11 protein-coding genes and 2 pseudogenes are annotated in these 14,127 nt (G+C 70.4%); 7 read left to right on the forward strand and 6 right to left on the reverse strand.

Annotation, left to right across the window (positions count from 1 at the left end; translation table 11 throughout):
* Positions 1 to 102 precede the first annotated feature (102 nt).
* From OHO27_RS08195 to OHO27_RS08205, 3 genes are all read left to right on the forward strand, one after another.
* Complete coding sequence (locus OHO27_RS08195) at positions 103 to 585, forward strand: DUF456 domain-containing protein (RefSeq protein WP_328421764.1); 483 nt, start codon at positions 103 to 105, stop codon at positions 583 to 585.
* 131 nt (positions 586 to 716) lie between these two features.
* Complete coding sequence (locus OHO27_RS08200) at positions 717 to 3,053, forward strand: glycosyl hydrolase family 95 catalytic domain-containing protein (protein WP_328421766.1); 2,337 nt, start codon at positions 717 to 719, stop codon at positions 3,051 to 3,053.
* Positions 3,054 to 3,114: 61 nt separating this feature from the next.
* Complete coding sequence (locus OHO27_RS08205; RefSeq protein ID WP_328421768.1) at positions 3,115 to 3,486, forward strand: PPOX class F420-dependent oxidoreductase; 372 nt, start codon at positions 3,115 to 3,117, stop codon at positions 3,484 to 3,486.
* Here OHO27_RS08205 and OHO27_RS08210 read toward each other — a convergent pair.
* From OHO27_RS08210 to OHO27_RS08230, 5 genes and pseudogenes are all read right to left on the reverse strand, one after another.
* Positions 3,483 to 4,016 carry a methylated-DNA--[protein]-cysteine S-methyltransferase gene (locus tag OHO27_RS08210; RefSeq protein ID WP_328421770.1) on the reverse strand — a complete coding sequence of 178 codons (534 nt, stop codon included), beginning with the start codon at positions 4,014 to 4,016 and terminating at the stop codon, positions 3,483 to 3,485. The two genes, OHO27_RS08205 and OHO27_RS08210, sit on opposite strands and share 4 nt — an antisense overlap.
* A 2-nt stretch (positions 4,017 to 4,018) precedes the next feature.
* On the reverse strand, positions 4,019 to 5,497 hold the full coding sequence (locus OHO27_RS08215) for a DNA-3-methyladenine glycosylase 2 family protein (RefSeq protein ID WP_328430380.1): 1,479 nt from the start codon (positions 5,495 to 5,497) through the stop codon (positions 4,019 to 4,021).
* Positions 5,498 to 5,647: 150 nt separating this feature from the next.
* A complete protein-coding gene (gene rsgA, locus OHO27_RS08220; protein WP_328421772.1) occupies positions 5,648 to 6,808 on the reverse strand; it encodes a ribosome small subunit-dependent GTPase A in 1,161 nt (386 codons plus the stop codon).
* A 249-nt stretch (positions 6,809 to 7,057) separates the two neighbouring features.
* Positions 7,058 to 8,723, reverse strand: a pseudogene (locus tag OHO27_RS08225) (SWIM zinc finger family protein).
* Between the two features lie 267 nt (positions 8,724 to 8,990).
* Positions 8,991 to 9,818, reverse strand: coding sequence for a hypothetical protein (locus OHO27_RS08230; RefSeq protein ID WP_328421774.1), 828 nt, complete (start codon positions 9,816 to 9,818; stop codon positions 8,991 to 8,993).
* 253 nt (positions 9,819 to 10,071) lie between these two features.
* On the opposite strand from OHO27_RS08230, the gene OHO27_RS08235 reads away from it, so the two are divergent.
* From OHO27_RS08235 to OHO27_RS08250, 4 genes are read left to right on the forward strand one after another with little or no spacing between them, the layout of a single operon-like run.
* Positions 10,072 to 10,719, forward strand: a complete 648-nt coding sequence (locus tag OHO27_RS08235; RefSeq protein WP_328421776.1) for an ABC transporter permease — start codon at positions 10,072 to 10,074, stop codon at positions 10,717 to 10,719.
* Complete coding sequence (locus OHO27_RS08240; protein WP_328421778.1) at positions 10,716 to 11,927, forward strand: ABC transporter ATP-binding protein; 1,212 nt, start codon at positions 10,716 to 10,718, stop codon at positions 11,925 to 11,927. Before OHO27_RS08235 ends, OHO27_RS08240 begins: the two co-directional genes overlap by 4 nt.
* A complete protein-coding gene (locus OHO27_RS08245) occupies positions 11,928 to 12,719 on the forward strand; it encodes an ABC transporter permease (RefSeq protein ID WP_328421780.1) in 792 nt (263 codons plus the stop codon).
* Positions 12,716 to 13,705, forward strand: a complete 990-nt coding sequence (locus OHO27_RS08250; RefSeq protein WP_328421782.1) for a glycine betaine ABC transporter substrate-binding protein — start codon at positions 12,716 to 12,718, stop codon at positions 13,703 to 13,705. Before OHO27_RS08245 ends, OHO27_RS08250 begins: the two co-directional genes overlap by 4 nt.
* 209 nt (positions 13,706 to 13,914) lie before the next feature.
* On the opposite strand, the pseudogene OHO27_RS08255 reads toward OHO27_RS08250, so the two are convergent.
* Positions 13,915 to 14,091: pseudogene (locus tag OHO27_RS08255) on the reverse strand (ribosome small subunit-dependent GTPase A); the annotation flags it as partial.
* Positions 14,092 to 14,127 lie beyond the last annotated feature (36 nt).

A 14,127-nucleotide genomic window follows, 5' to 3' on the forward strand; every position in this document is an offset into this window, starting at 1 on the left:
ACAGGGGTGACAGGCATCCAGGCACGGGCAAGGGTGACGGTGGCGCACCCACGCCGGCCAGGCTGATCTGCGCTTTCTCCCGGGCTCCGGCAGTCTGGTCAGATGGGAGTGTGGGACCTTCTGCTGGTCGGCCTGGTCCTCCTGCTCGGCCTCTGCGGAGTGCTGGTACCCGGCGTGCCGGGGTCGTGGCTGGTGTGGGCCGCGGTCATGTGGTGGGCGCTGAAGGACCCCCAGCCGGTCGCGTGGTGGGTGCTCGTGGGGGCCACCGTCATGCTGCTCCTCTCCCAGGTGGTGCGCTGGGCACTCCCGCCCCGCCGACTGCGCCCGAACTGGGCCGGCCGTCGCATCGTGGTCTACGCCGGAGCGGGATCGTTCCTGGGCTTCTTCCTGATCCCCGTGCTCGGTTCGATCCCCGGCTTCATGGCCGGCATCTACCTGGGGGAACGGCTCCGGCTGGGCCGCCACGGCGAAGCGCGGGCCGCGCTGCGGACGGCGATGCGTGCGGGCGGTTCGAGCGTGCTGGCGGAGCTGTTCACCTGCCAGCTGATCGCGGGGGCGTGGCTCGGCGCGGTGATCTGGGGCTGATACATCGGGTGTCTGATACATCGGGCCTCTCCCGCCATATTGACGGGTCGACATCCCCTTCTCTACGTTGCGTCGCGGGATAGCTCCGATGAATCGGGGTTCTGATGAATCGCCGTACAGATGGAGGCGTGATGCCGAGCCCGTCCAGACGTACCGTGCTCGCCACCGGATCCGCCCTCGGCGGGACCCTCCTCGCAGGCGGCCTGCCCGCACAGGCCGGCGCAGCCGGCGGTGCGGCCCCCTCCGACCCCTGGCGCACCGTCCTCGACGACGCCGACCTCGTCTGGCAGCGGATGCCGACGGCCTGGTACGAGGGCCCCTTCCTCGGCAACGGCTTCCTCGGCTCGGGCATCTACGCCGAGCCGGGCGCCGGGGCGAACGGCGGCACCCGCGCTGTGCGCTTCAACGTCCAGCACTCCGAGGTGCAGGACCACCGCCCCGAGTTCGGCTCGCTGTTCGGGCTGGCCCGCCTCCCGATCGGCCACTTCACGCTGGAGCCGGTGGGCACGATCACCGGCCTGGACTGGCGGCTCGGCCTGCGCGACGCGGAGTTGACCGGGACGCTCACCACGGACAAAGGCACGCTCACCCTGCGGGCCCTCGTGCACACCGACCGCTCGGTGCTGGCCGTCGAGGTGACGCCGAGCGCGGGTGAGCGCGACTTCCGGTGGGTGTTCCACCCCGCGGACGCGATCAGCCCCCGGGCGGCCTTCAAACCACTCCCCGAGGGCTACCGGGGCAATCCGCCCGCCGAGGTCGCCGAGCACGACGGCGTGTGGGCGGCCGTACAGCCCCTCCTGGCGGGTGGGCAACACGCGACGGCGTGGCGGGTGCGGAGCGCCGGCCGGGCACGGACGCTGTACGTCCATGTGGCGCACTCCCACCCCGGGACGACGGCTCTGGACCGGGCACTCAAGGCCGTACGCCGCACGAGCGCGCTGCCCTACTCCGCGCTGGCGCTGACGCACCGGGCCCGGTGGCACGCCTTCTACCGCAAGAGCTTCCTCTCCCTCCCCGACGCGCGGATGCAGCGCTTCTACTGGATCCAGCTCTACAAGACCGCCTCCGCCGCCCGCCGCGACGCCCCCGTGATGGCGACGAGCGGCCCCTGGCTGGAGCCCACCCCGTGGCCCAACACCTGGTGGAACCTGAACGCCCAGCTGGAGTACTGGCTGATCCACGGCTCCAACCACCTCGAACTAGACGCGATCACCCGGTCGCTGAGCGAGTTCCGGGACAACCTGGCCAAGGAGACGGCGGCCCCGTACCGCGCCGACTCCCTGGGCATCCCGCGCACCACGGACCCCCACCTGATCAACGGCGCCGACGGTCCCCTCACCGGCTACGGCGTCGGCATCCCCGGCCAGGAGCCGCCGACGCCCGAGGTCGGCAACCTCACCTGGGCCCTGCACAACGTGTGGCTCAGCTACCGCCACACCATGGACGAGTCGATCCTCAGGGACGTCCTGTACCCCCTGCTCCGCAAGGCGATCAACTACTACCTGCACTTCCTGGAGCCGGGCCCGGACGGCAGACTGCACCTGCCGGCCACGTCCTCCCCGGAGTACGGCGGCAACTCACGGGACTGCAACTACGACCTGATGCTGCTCACCTGGGGCTGCCGCACCCTGCTCGACGCGGCCGAACTCCTCGGCGTCGAGGACGAGGCGGCACCGCGCTGGCGTGACGTGCTGGCCCGGCGGGCGCCGTACCCGACCGACGCGAACGGCTTCATGATCGGCGCGGACATCCCCTTCGCGAAGTCGCACCGCCACTACTCGCATCTGCTCGCGGTGTACCCGTTGTACGAGCTGACCGGCAGCACGGCCGACGAACGGGCCCTGATCGAGCGGTCGTTGGCGCACTGGGTCGGCTTCGAGGGCGCCCTGCAGGGCTACACCTTCACCGGCGCCGCGTCGATGTCCGCGCTGCTCGGCAAGGGCGAGGACGCGCTGACGTACCTGGGCGAGCTGATGTCCCGCTTCGTCCAGCCCAACACCATGTACAAGGAGTCGGGCCCCGTCATCGAGACACCGCTGTCGGCGGCACAGTCCCTGCACGACATGATCTGCCAGTCCTGGGGCGGCGTGATCCGGGTCTTCCCCGCACTGCCGGACGCCTGGGCCGACCTGACCGTGCACGAGTTCCGCACGCAGGGCGCCTTCCTGCTCTCGGCGGTCCGTGAGGGCGGGGTCACCCGCTGGGTGCGGCTGGTCAGCGAGGCGGGTGCACCGTGCGTCGTCCGGCACGGCATCACCGGGCCGGTCGAGGTACGGGACGGACGGGGCCGCCCGCTGGGCTGGGCCGCCGCCGGCGAGGGCGCGATCCGCATCGCCCTGCGCAAGGGCGACTCGGCGCTGATCACGGCGCACGGCGACCGGCCGGACCTGACGATCGCGCCCGTGCAGCCGAACGAGGAGGCCCCGCGCTGGGGGCTCCCCGCGGATCAGCCGGTGCGCTCGGAGTAGGCCCGTGGCCCTAGGGCGAGCAGCCGATGCGCCGGCGGGACGGGAGTGTTTCGCTGGCCGTATGACCGAATTCAGCGAGGCGGAACGGGCATACCTGAGGTCGCAGCGGCTGGGGCGGCTGGCGACCGTGGACCCGGCGGGCCAGCCGCAGGCCAACCCGGTCGGCTTCTTCCCACAGGACGACGGGACGATCCTGATCGGCGGCCTCGCCATGGGCACCACCAAGAAGTGGCGCAATCTGCGGACCAACCCGAAACTCGCCCTGGTCGTCGACGATCTCGTCAGCGTACGGCCGTGGCGGGTGCGCGGCATCGAGATCCGCGGGGACGCGGAGCTCCTCACGGGCCCGCACGAGCTGGGCCCGCACTTCAGCGAGGAGGTCATCCGCATCCGTCCGCGGTGGGTCCACAGCTGGGGGCTGGAGGCGGACTAGAGCCTGCCCTCCAGCGTGAGCAGCCGCATCTTGCGCTCCAGGCCGCCCGCGTACCCGGTCAGCGACCCGTCGGCGCCGATCACCCGGTGGCACGGGCGGACGATCAGCAGCGGGTTGGCGCCGATCGCGCCGCCGACGGCCCTTACGGCGGCACGGGAGGCACCGATCCGCGCGGCGATCTCGCCGTACGTCGTGGTGGCGCCGTAGGGAACGGAGTCGAGAGCGGCCCAGACCCTCTCCCGGAACTCACTGCCGGCTGTGCGCAACTTCAGCTGGAATTCCTTGAGTTCACCGGCGAAGTAGGCACCGAGCTGCTCCTGCGCCGCACGGAAGAGTGCGGGGTCGCGCCGCCAGCCGTCCTGGACGGTACGGCCGCCCTTCTGGCCCGGCACGGACAGGGAGGTCAGGGCGCCGGTGGTGGGGTCGGCGGTGAGCAGGAGGGGGCCGACGGGGCTGTCGACCTCGGTCCAGTGGGTCGGGGAAGCGGTCGGGGCGGGGACAGTGGTCAGGGCCGGGTTCGGGGTGGTCATGATTACTCCAACTCCCCTGCTGCACGCAGGTGTTGCAAGGCGTAGGAGCGCCAGGGGCGCCAGCTGTCGGGGGTGTCGGGCGGGGCGACGTCCGGGTCGCCGAGGGCACGGGTACGGATGACGGCGACGGTACGGGCATCCAGGCCGGGCAGGTCGAGCAGCGCACGGTGTGCCTCGTCCCGGTCGGCGCCCGGGTCCAGGCGTAGGGCACCGTCGGCGAGGGCGGCGGTGAGCGCGCCCAGCGGCCCGTGGGGCTCGGCCCCGGCGAGAACGGCCGCCTCGGGAAACAGATGGGTGAGGCTGCCGCAGGGCGCGTCCAGAGCCTTGCCGTACCGGCGCACCAGCCGCTCGGCCTCCACCGACCCGACCACTGCCCGCACGGCCAGCTCCTCCGCGTCGGCGGCCCCGGGCGACCGCAGCCCCGGCCGCACGGCGACCATGGGTCCGAGCCGGGAATCGTCGCCGAGCCGCTCGTCGACGGCGTACGGATCGGCGTCGAGGTCGAACAGCCGCCGAAGCCGCTGCACGGCGGTGGTCAGGTCGCGCGGGTCGGTGAGGTGCAGACGGGCGTCGAGCCAGCCACCGGGGTGGGTCGCCGAGGCGGGTGTGGCGCGGAGTCGGGAAGCAGGGGCGGCCAGAGGTCCTGGCGCGCTCGGGCCGGGAGCGATGTGGTCACCCGCGGGCGCCCGCTTCCGCACGACGCCCATCCGCTCCTGCACCGCCACGATGCCGGTGCCGTGCGGCAGCCGCAGGGTGCGGCGGTACGTCCGGCGCCCGGCCGGCCCGCTGACGTCCTCGACACCGGGCACGGCCTCGCGCTCCAGCAGGTCGAAGACGAGGCCCGCCTGGTACGTCCCCCGGTACGCGAGCCGCAGCGGGATCCCGGCGGTTGGAGTGCCCGTGAGCCGGTCGCCACGGCCGCCCTTCGGTGCGGCGGCCCGCAGCTCGGTCGGGGTCGACGCGTACACCTCCCGGATCGTGTCGTTGAACTGCCTCACGCTGGCGAACCCGGCGGCGAATCCGATTTCCGTGATCGCCAGCCCGGTGGTCTGCAGGAGCACACGCGCGGTGTGCGCCCGCTGCGCCCGGGCCAGCGCGACCGGCCCGGCGCCCAGCTCGGTGGTGAGCTGCCGCTGCACCTGCCGGGCGCTGTAGCCGAGCCGCGCGGCGAGCCCGGCGACGCCCTCCCGGTCGACGATCCCGTCGCCGATCAGCCGCATCGCCCGCCCGACGACATCGGCCCGCACATTCCACTCGGCGGACCCCGGCACGGCATCCGGCCGGCACCGCCGGCAGGCCCGGAAACCCGAGCCCTGCGCGGCGGCGGCCGTCGCGAAGAACCGCACGTTACGCCGCTTCGGCGTGACTGCGGGGCAGCTGGGACGGCAGTAGATCCCGGTCGTCTCGACAGCGAAGAAGAACTCGCCGTCGAACCGGGCATCCCGGCTGCGCACCGCCTCGTACCTGCTGTCTTCGTCCATCACGGTGTCCAGTCTCCGCCGTGACCGGGGAAGTCGCTAGCGGAAATCGGACACAGCACTCCAACGCCCCTCAAGGGGCGCGGGGAACTGCGCGACCAGCCACGACGAACCCGCAGCCGCCGGCCCGCAGACCACGCACCCCAGTCGGCGCTAACGCCGCTTCCCCCGCTTCGCCTCCATCGCCGCGCGCCCCTCCGCCCCCTTCCGCTTCCAGTCCTTCTTGATCTCGGCCCTGAGGCGCGCATCGGTCTTGGCCACGATCCACCGGTTCTCCCGCATCAGCTTCCGGTAGCTCTCCAACCGCCGCTCGGGCAGCTCACCCGCGTCGACAGCGGAGCGCACCGCACACCCCGGCTCACTCTCGTGGGCACAGTCCTGGAAGCGGCACCGCCCGGCCAGTTCCTCGATCTCCGAGAAGACCTGGCCGACCCCGGCCTCGGCGTCCCACAGGCCGACGCCCCGCAGCCCCGGGGTGTCGATCAGTACCCCGCCGCCCGGCAGGGCGAGCAGGTTGCGCGTGGTGGTGGTGTGGCGGCCCTTGCCGTCGACGTCGCGCGCGGCCTGGACCTCCATCACGTCCTCGCCGAGCAGCGCGTTCGCGAGCGTCGACTTGCCCGCGCCGGACTGCCCGAGCAGCACGGACGTACCGCCGGAGACGACCGCGACGAGGACGTCGAGTCCGTCCCCGTCCACCGCGCTGACCGACAGCACCGGCACACCCGGCGCGGTCTTCTCCACGTCCTGGACGAGATGCGAGAGCGTGACCGCGTCCGGCACGAGGTCGGCCTTGGTGAGCACCACGACAGGTTGCGCGCCCGACTCCCAGGAGAGTGCCGACGTATGCAGCGGTGCCTCACCACCCGAGTCGGACATGGCGAGGGCCAGGAACCGCTCGATGCGCCCGAGGTCGAGTTCGACCGCGAGCGACACACAGATGACGACGTGATCGATGTTAGTGGCCAGCACCTGGCCCTCAGAACGCTTGGACGACGTCGAGCGCACGAAGGCGGTACGGCGTGGCAGCAGCGTCCGAACATACAGCGGGTCGCTGCCCTCGGGGTCGACAGCGACCCAGTCCCCCGTGCACACCACCTTCATCGGGTCGCGGGGAACGACGAACTCGGTGTCGGCACGGACAGTGCCGACGGGGGTGACGACGTCGCACTGGCCGCGGTCGACACGTACGACACGGCCGGGCAGGAGATCCTGCTCGGCGTACGGGGCGAACTCCGCTTCCCATCCCTCGTCCCAGCCGTACTGGGCCAGAGGGTGCGACGAAGCGGAAGAAGCCGAATGAGTAGAGAGATTCAAGAGGAACCCTTCACAGGGCGGCCCCGGCCGCGCGCACTCGCAGGCGCGAAGAAGCAGGAAGGATCAGCCGGTGACCACGGAGGTGGAGTGGATGAACTTCTGGTTGCGGGCAGCGCCCATCACAGAGACAGCCATCGGTCACACCTCCCGTTCCTCACTCAGCAGACGGCAGCGGCCAACAGCCACTGCGTGAAGCGGACCTCACCCTAGAGGCGCGCACATTCGTGCGCCACCGATTTTTCGGCAGGGTCACCGGCCGTTCTGGTCGAGGAACCGCATCAGGTTCCGCTTGCGCTTCTGGCCGGCACGCAGGGCGGCGAGGTAGCCGGTGAACTCATCTTCGGTGCCCAGGCGGCGATGGCAGTCGCGCATGCTCAGCAACAGACCGGTCAGTTGCTCATAGACGGCGTTGCCCGTCTGTTTCATGAGCGGTTCGGCCAGCCGCAGGTAGACCCCGAGCGCGTCGGCAGGACGGACGGCGCGGGCCTGGTCGGCGAGGGCGAGCCACTGCCGCTCGTGCGCACGTGTTTCGGCCGCGGCCTGCCAGGCGGCGTCGACGTCCCCGTCGTCGAGCAGGGCATCGACGAGGACCGGGCCGCCGTACCGAAACTGCTGTCGCTGCCCGGCGTCGGCACGCAGCAGCGTCAGCGCCTGCTCCCGCTCGGCCTGCCAGGAAGTGCTCGCCTGTGCCGCGGTACGCAACTGCTGGTACGCGGTCAGGGAACGGTGGGCGGCGAACTGGACGCGACGCAGGGCGACGATGTCGGAGAACCGGTCGGCGCGGGTGTAACAGGCGCAGAGGTAGTCGATCAGGGCGATATCGGGGGTGGCCTCGTCCGGGGTGTCCGCAATGCCTCGTTCCGCCCACCGCAGGGCCTCCTCCGGGCGGCCGGCGGTGTCCAGTTCGCGGGCGACGGTCAGGTGAGTGCTGCCGTCCGGGGCGAGATCGGCCGCGTGCACGGCGACCCATCCGTCCACATCCCCCACAGCCTTGGCCAGCCGTTCCATCAGGTACTTCTCTGCCCAGCCGGTGCAGTTGCGGCGCCAGGCAGCAGCCGCCAACTCCCTTACCCGGCCCATCCCTTGCGCACCGAGGACGTCCTCATAGTCGAGCGGATCGATGCCGGTGAGATCGTCCAGGTCACTGAGCAGATGGCCGACCAGCCAACGCGCGGTTTCGTCCGAGTCGGGGCATGCTGCGCGGCACGCGTCAAGGTGGGCTTCGGCGAGCGCGGCCCCGATTCGACCCAGGTGACCGTCGGAGTCGTCGATCGCATCCTGCGCCTCACTCAGCAGCCGTATCGCCTCCCGGGACAGGGAGATCGCGTCCGCGGGCCGCCGGGCGGCGGTCAGCGCGGCGATCGCGGACACCGCCTGCGAGGCCTGTTCGCCGTAGCCGTGGGCATCGGCGTACTCCACGTAGCCGTAGCGTGCGAAGGGTGTCGAAGAGTTCCCAGATCCGGGCGCGGACCTCGCCCAGGTCCCCGCGGGCGCTAGCCGCCCGCAGCTCCAGCCGACGCACCAACTGCCGGTCCTCGGCGACCTGTTCCCGTACCAGGGCGAGCAGCTCGTCCCTGGAAAGCGAAGCCAGCCACGCATCCAACTCCTGGGCACGAGTCCTGGCCCGGCTGCGCTGTCGCGGCACCGCCTCCGGCTTGGCGAGCATGGTCAGGCCCAGGGCGACCACGTGCTTGCAGAAGTTGCCCTCCATGCCGTACGGGCAGTCGCACTCCCCGGCAAGACCGTGGGGCCCCTCGATGGTCAGCTCCGTCTGGTAGGCGTCCGTCCCGTAAACGGTGGCCGCGATCCAGCCATCGCCGACCTCCACCGCCGTCACGGCGGCCAGATACCCTCGGCCCCGCTCGAAGGAGCGTGGCCCCGCCAGCGCCCGCAGGTCGTCCTCGTCGAAGCCCAAGTCCCGTTCCACAGAAGTATTCAACCGGAGGAGCGGAGCTACGGCCCCCGCAGTAGCCGCATCGCAGCCGGCCTCGGCTCTGGCTTGCCGTCACTCCACAGGCCCCTGGTGACGCCGTAGACACCACGAAGGGTACGGGCGATACAGGCGATACGGCGTCCGAAGAGACCGAACCGCCCGGCTCCGCCCCTCTGCCGGCCAGTCGGCGGGCCCAGCTCTTGCAGGAGTGGAGCCCGCCGGTCAGCTGCTCCTACTCCTGGGCGTCAGTCATACGGAGCGTGGCCGGGACTGGTACAGCCGGGTGTGATAGCGGCCTTCCGCCTCCAGCCCGGTGGGGTCGTCGCCGGCACGGAGCACCTGCTCGACGGCGCGACGCTGTTCCGCCACGCTGGTGAACAGCCGCTGGGAGTAGGTTCGTGCGGAGTCGGTCTCGGTGGTCAGGCCGTGGGCTGCCAAAGTTGCGATCACGGGCTGATATGGGACGGTGCGCAGGACGAACGCGCTGACCCAGAACGGGTTCCGTTGACTCCCCAGCAGCGCCTCGAAGGTGCGGTGGGTGATGTAGCCCACGCCCCCGGTGACCGTGATCAGGCCGGTGTCCGCGACGGCGCGCCGCAACTGCGGGCTGGGCGGGTGGTGTTCCAGGTTCTCGGCATGGGCCTCGTCGAGCAGGCCGACGGCCAGGGCGTACTGGACGGCGTTGTCGGCGGTGTCGAGCCCGATGACCGGGGCCGCGTCCGCCCGGCGCCGTGAGGCGTAGAACTCTTTGTCGTGTTCGATGAGTTCGGCGGATGTGAGGGCGTCGGCCTCGGGGCTGGTGTAGTGCGCGTACAGCTCGGTCAGTGTGACGTGGTGGTTGAGGAGGGCGGCGTTGAAGCCGTACGAGCAGCAGAGGTCGAGGACGGTGACAGGGCCGTCAGTGCCGCCGGCCGCGGACCGGTCGGCACGGGTGCGCCGGAAGACGTCCTGCGCATGGTGCGGTATCTCGTACTCCAGCGGGCCGAGTCGGCGGACGTAGGCGCGAGGGTCCGGCTGATCGTAGATGTCGTCGAATCGGGTCTTGCCCGATGCGGTGGTGACAGGGCTTACAGCCACGGGGCGTACCTCCACATTGTGGGGCGGGTCCGCTGCACAGCTCTATCGGGCCGGTGACACCAACGATAGACCTCACGGCTGGAACCGGCCACGCGCGGCCCTTGGGTCCCGCGCGACGCAGCCCACACACAGGAATCACTGACCAGACATGAGGCAGAATACTTTGCCTGAAGAATCATCATGAATGGGCTGATGATCCGCAGATGAGCTTCTCGTGACGTTCGGATGTCCGGTCGGCGGGTAGGAGCGCGCCGTGGATTTCTTAGACTTCCTGTCCGGGAACTGGCCGGATGTGCGGGATGCCACGGTGGATCATGCCGTGCTCGTCCTCGAAGGGCTCGGCCTCGCGGTGGCGGTGGGCCTGCCCCTGGCGGTGCTCGTCTACCGCACCAGCCTGCCGCGCGCCGCCGTTCTGGGGGTCGCGGGGGTGTTCCTCACGATCCCCTCGTACGCCTTGTTCGGCCTGCTCATCACTCCGCTCGGACTGGGTACGGGGCCCTCGATCGTGGCTCTGACGATGTACGCGCTGCTGCCCGTCATCCGGAATTCGGTCGTCGGCCTGCGTGAAGTCGACCCCGCCGTGGTGGAATCGGCGCGGGGCATGGGCATGAGCCGGCTCAAGGTGCTGCTGGGCGTGGAGTTGCCGCTTGCCTGGCCGGTCATCGTGACCGGGCTGCGCGTGGCCGCCCAGCTGCTGCTCGGCATCGCCGCCATCGCCGCCGCCGTCAACGGCCCGGGCCTGGGCAATCTCATCCTGCAGGGCCTCGACAAGGCCGGTACCCCCTTCGCCATCTATCTGACTATCGAGGGCGCCGCGGCGATCGTCGTGCTCGCCGTGCTGTTCGACGCGGCCTTCGCGCTGCTGAAGCGACTCACGACATCGAGAGGGCTCAGCGCATGACCGAGACGAAGACCGGGAACCGGACCGAGCCGATGATCAGGCTGGACCAGCTCACCAAGGCGTACGGCGGACAGGCCGCTCCCGCCGTGGACGGACTCACGCTCGACATCCCGGCGGGCGAGATCGTCGTCCTCGTCGGTCCGTCCGGCTGTGGCAAGACGACCACGATGAAGCTCATCAACCGGCTGATCGAGCCCACCTCCGGGCGCATCCACCTGGACGGCAAGGACGTCACCGACGGCAACCCGGACGTGCTGCGCCGCCGTATCGGCTACTCCATCCAGCAGACCGGTCTCTTCCCGCACCGCTCCGTCGCCGACAACATCGCGACCGTGCCGCGGATGCTCGGCTGGTCCAAGGACCGCGTCGCGGCCCGCGTCGACGAACTCCTCACGCTCGTCGGCCTCGACCCGGACAAGTACCGGCGGCGCTTCCCCAGGCAGCTCTCCGGCGGCGAGCAGCAGCGCGTCGGCGTCGCCCGCGCACTCGGCGGCGACCCGCAGGTGATGCTCATGGACGAGCCCTTCGGCGCCATCGACCCGCTCAACCGCGCGTCACTGCAGAACGAGTTCCTGCGCATCCAGGCCGAGTTGAAGAAGACCATCGTCTTCGTCACCCATGACATCGACGAGGCCGTGAAGATGGGCGACCGGATCGCGATCTTCTCGTCCAACGGCAAGGTCGAGCAGTACGACACCCCCGAGCGCATCCTTTCCGAGCCCGTCAACGACTTCGTCGCCGGCTTCATCGGCAGCGGCGCCGCGGTGCGCCGGCTCTCGCTGAGCCGGCTGGCGGACGTCGACATACCCGGTGACTGGCCGACCCTCGCCGAGGGCGCCTCAGCCGAGGAGCGGCTGAGCGCGGCGGCGGCCGCGAACGGGCGGGAGTTCCTGCTCGTACTCGACGGCGAACGGCACCCCGTGGGCTGGCTGCCCACCGACCGGCCCGCGGACGGCGAGCGAAGCGAGATGGGGGTCCCCCCGGACGAAGTCTGGGGGAGGGCGATACCGGTGCTCTCCCCGCTCGGCCCGCGCGACACCCTCTACGAGGCGCTTGACCAGATGCTCACCCTGAACGCCGCGGCCGCAGTGGTCACCCACGACGACGGCCGCTACCGCGGCGTCCTCGAACTCGACTCGCTGCGCACCCTCATCCACGCGCAGCGCGCCGGGGCCATGACAGCGCCCACCCGCCGGGAGGTGCGGTAGATGGCGGTCATCACCCAGCCCCGCCCCCCTGTGACCGAGACCGCCGCCGCCCACGGGCGGCTGCTCGCATACGGGCGGTACGCGGTCCTGCCGGTGGTCGTCGGCCTCGCGCTGCTCGCGCTCCACCTCTACGTCTCCGCTCACGAGCTGGACTCCATCGAGCAGCGCAGCCTCAACGCCGACTACCTCACGAACCGGATCCTGAAGCATCTCGGCCTCACGATCGTCGTGTCCGCCCTCATCCTGGTGATCGCCGTGCCCTGCGGCGTCCTGCTCACCCGCCCCTGGGCGCGCCGCTGGGCCTCGCCGATCCTGGTCGTCGCCAACATCGGGCAGGCGCTGCCCTCCCTCGGGCTGATCGTGCTGCTGGCCGTGGGCTTCAAGACGCTGGGCGTCAACCAGATCGCGGTCATCGCTTTCCTCGTGTACGGAATCCTGCCTGTGCTGCGCAACACCATCGCCGGGCTGCAGCAGGTCGACCGCTCGGTGATCGAGTCGGCGCGGGGCATGGGAATGACCCGCTGGTCGGTACTGCTCCAGATCGAGCTGCCGCTGGCCGTCCCGGTGATCCTCGCCGGTGTGCGTACGGCCCTCGTGATCACCGTCGGCACCGTGGCACTGGCCACTTTCGTCGGCGCGGGCGGCCTCGGCGATGTCATCTCCAACGGCATCAGCTCCAGCCGCGATGTGGTCCTGCTCACCGGCAGCGTGCTGGTCGCCGCGCTGGCGCTGCTCGTCGACTGGGCGGCGTCGATCGCCGAAGAGCTTCTCAAGCCACGGGGGCTGCAATGAACCGTCCGCAAAGGCGCCTGGGCGCGCTGCTGGCCGTGCTGTCCTGCACTGCGGTCTGTACCGGCTGCTCGTCCACCTCCAGTGATCTGCCGTCGAGCGTCTCCGCGGGCCGGCTCAAGGGCGGCAGCATCGCGAAGGCCGTCGATCTGTCCGGCAAGAGCTTCACGGTCGGCTCGAAGGAGTTCACGGAGCAGACCGTCCTCGGCAACATCCTGATCTACGCCCTGCAGGCCGCCGGCGCGAAGACCAAGGACCAGACGGGTCTTACGGGTTCGGCGATCGTCCGAAAAGCGCTCCTCAGCGGCGACATCGACATGTACTGGGAGTATGCCGGTACCGGGTGGTCGGAGTTCCTCAAGAAGACGAGCGTTCTGCCAGGGGCGAAGGAGCAGTTCGACGAGACGGCGCGGCTGGACGAGAAGCAGAACGAGATCACCTGGCTCGGCCCGGCGAAGTTCGGCGACCAGTACGCCATCGCCCGCGCGGGCGACGCCAAGGGCCCGGTCGGCAAGGTCGACAAGCTCAGCCAGCTCAAACAGCTGGCGAAAGACCATCCAGGCGAGGTCACGCTATGCGGCGCGGCGGAGTTCCTCGACCGGGAGATCGGCCCGGTGCAGAAGGTGTACGACGTTCACATCCCGGCCACGCAGGTCTACCAGAACGCCTTCGCACTGAACTTCGTCAACGTGGCGAAGCAGAGCCCCTGCAACTTCGCCGAGGTCTTCACCACGGACGCCCGCATCAAGTCCCTCGGCCTGAAGGTCCTTGAGGACGACAAGACCCACTTCCTGACGCAACTGGTGGGTCTCACGCTGCGCGAGAAGACCGCGAAGGAGAACCCGGAGCTGAAGAGGCTGGTGCAGCTGCTCGGGGACAAGCTCACCCAGCAGGTGATCATCGAGCTCAACGGGATGGTGGACATCGACGGCGCGAGTCCACAGCAGGCGGCGCTGACGTTCCTCCGGGATGCGGGACTCATCGCGTAGCGGGAAGAGTGTGGCAGGGATCGCCGTTACCCCGGCCTCGCCACCCAGGCGTGACACGGGACTCGGGAGTCGTGGCGGGCGGCTCGCGGATCTTCAATTGCTGCGGGACTGCAGTTGCCAGGAGCGTCCCGCTCCGATTCAGCCGGTGCCCGCCGTCTCGATCGGCACACGCATGCCCCGCCCTCCGCTGCACGAGAGGCACCGCTCTCGAAGGCCGTGTCGGTCCGTACGACACCGTCGGCGGTGACGACGTCGCACTGCCCGCGGTCGACCCGCAGGACGCGCCCGGGCAGCAGCCCTTGCGCGTCGTACGGGGTGAACGCGTCGGCCCAGGCCGAGTCCCAGCCGTAGGGAGCCAACGCGGAGAAAACAGAGGTGGAAGTCAACGGGTGACCCTTCACAAGGGTGGCCCCGGCAGCCGC

The sequence above is a fragment of the Streptomyces sp. NBC_00443 genome, from assembly GCF_036014175.1.
Classification (GTDB): domain Bacteria; phylum Actinomycetota; class Actinomycetes; order Streptomycetales; family Streptomycetaceae; genus Streptomyces.

What these genes read in the sequence shown, in the direction of transcription:
- OHO27_RS08215 (WP_328430380.1), bottom strand. Translation starts at nt 5,497, where the DNA reads ATGGACGAAGACAGCAGGTACGAGGCGGTGCGCAGCCGGGATGCCCGG.
- OHO27_RS08210 (WP_328421770.1), bottom strand. Translation starts at nt 4,016, where the DNA reads ATGACCACCCCGAACCCGGCCCTGACCACTGTCCCCGCCCCGACCGCT.
- OHO27_RS08200 (WP_328421766.1), top strand. Translation starts at nt 717, where the DNA reads ATGCCGAGCCCGTCCAGACGTACCGTGCTCGCCACCGGATCCGCCCTC.
- OHO27_RS08240 (WP_328421778.1), top strand. Translation starts at nt 10,716, where the DNA reads ATGACCGAGACGAAGACCGGGAACCGGACCGAGCCGATGATCAGGCTG.
- OHO27_RS08195 (WP_328421764.1), top strand. Translation starts at nt 103, where the DNA reads ATGGGAGTGTGGGACCTTCTGCTGGTCGGCCTGGTCCTCCTGCTCGGC.
- OHO27_RS08250 (WP_328421782.1), top strand. Translation starts at nt 12,716, where the DNA reads ATGAACCGTCCGCAAAGGCGCCTGGGCGCGCTGCTGGCCGTGCTGTCC.
- OHO27_RS08245 (WP_328421780.1), top strand. Translation starts at nt 11,928, where the DNA reads ATGGCGGTCATCACCCAGCCCCGCCCCCCTGTGACCGAGACCGCCGCC.
- OHO27_RS08205 (WP_328421768.1), top strand. Translation starts at nt 3,115, where the DNA reads ATGACCGAATTCAGCGAGGCGGAACGGGCATACCTGAGGTCGCAGCGG.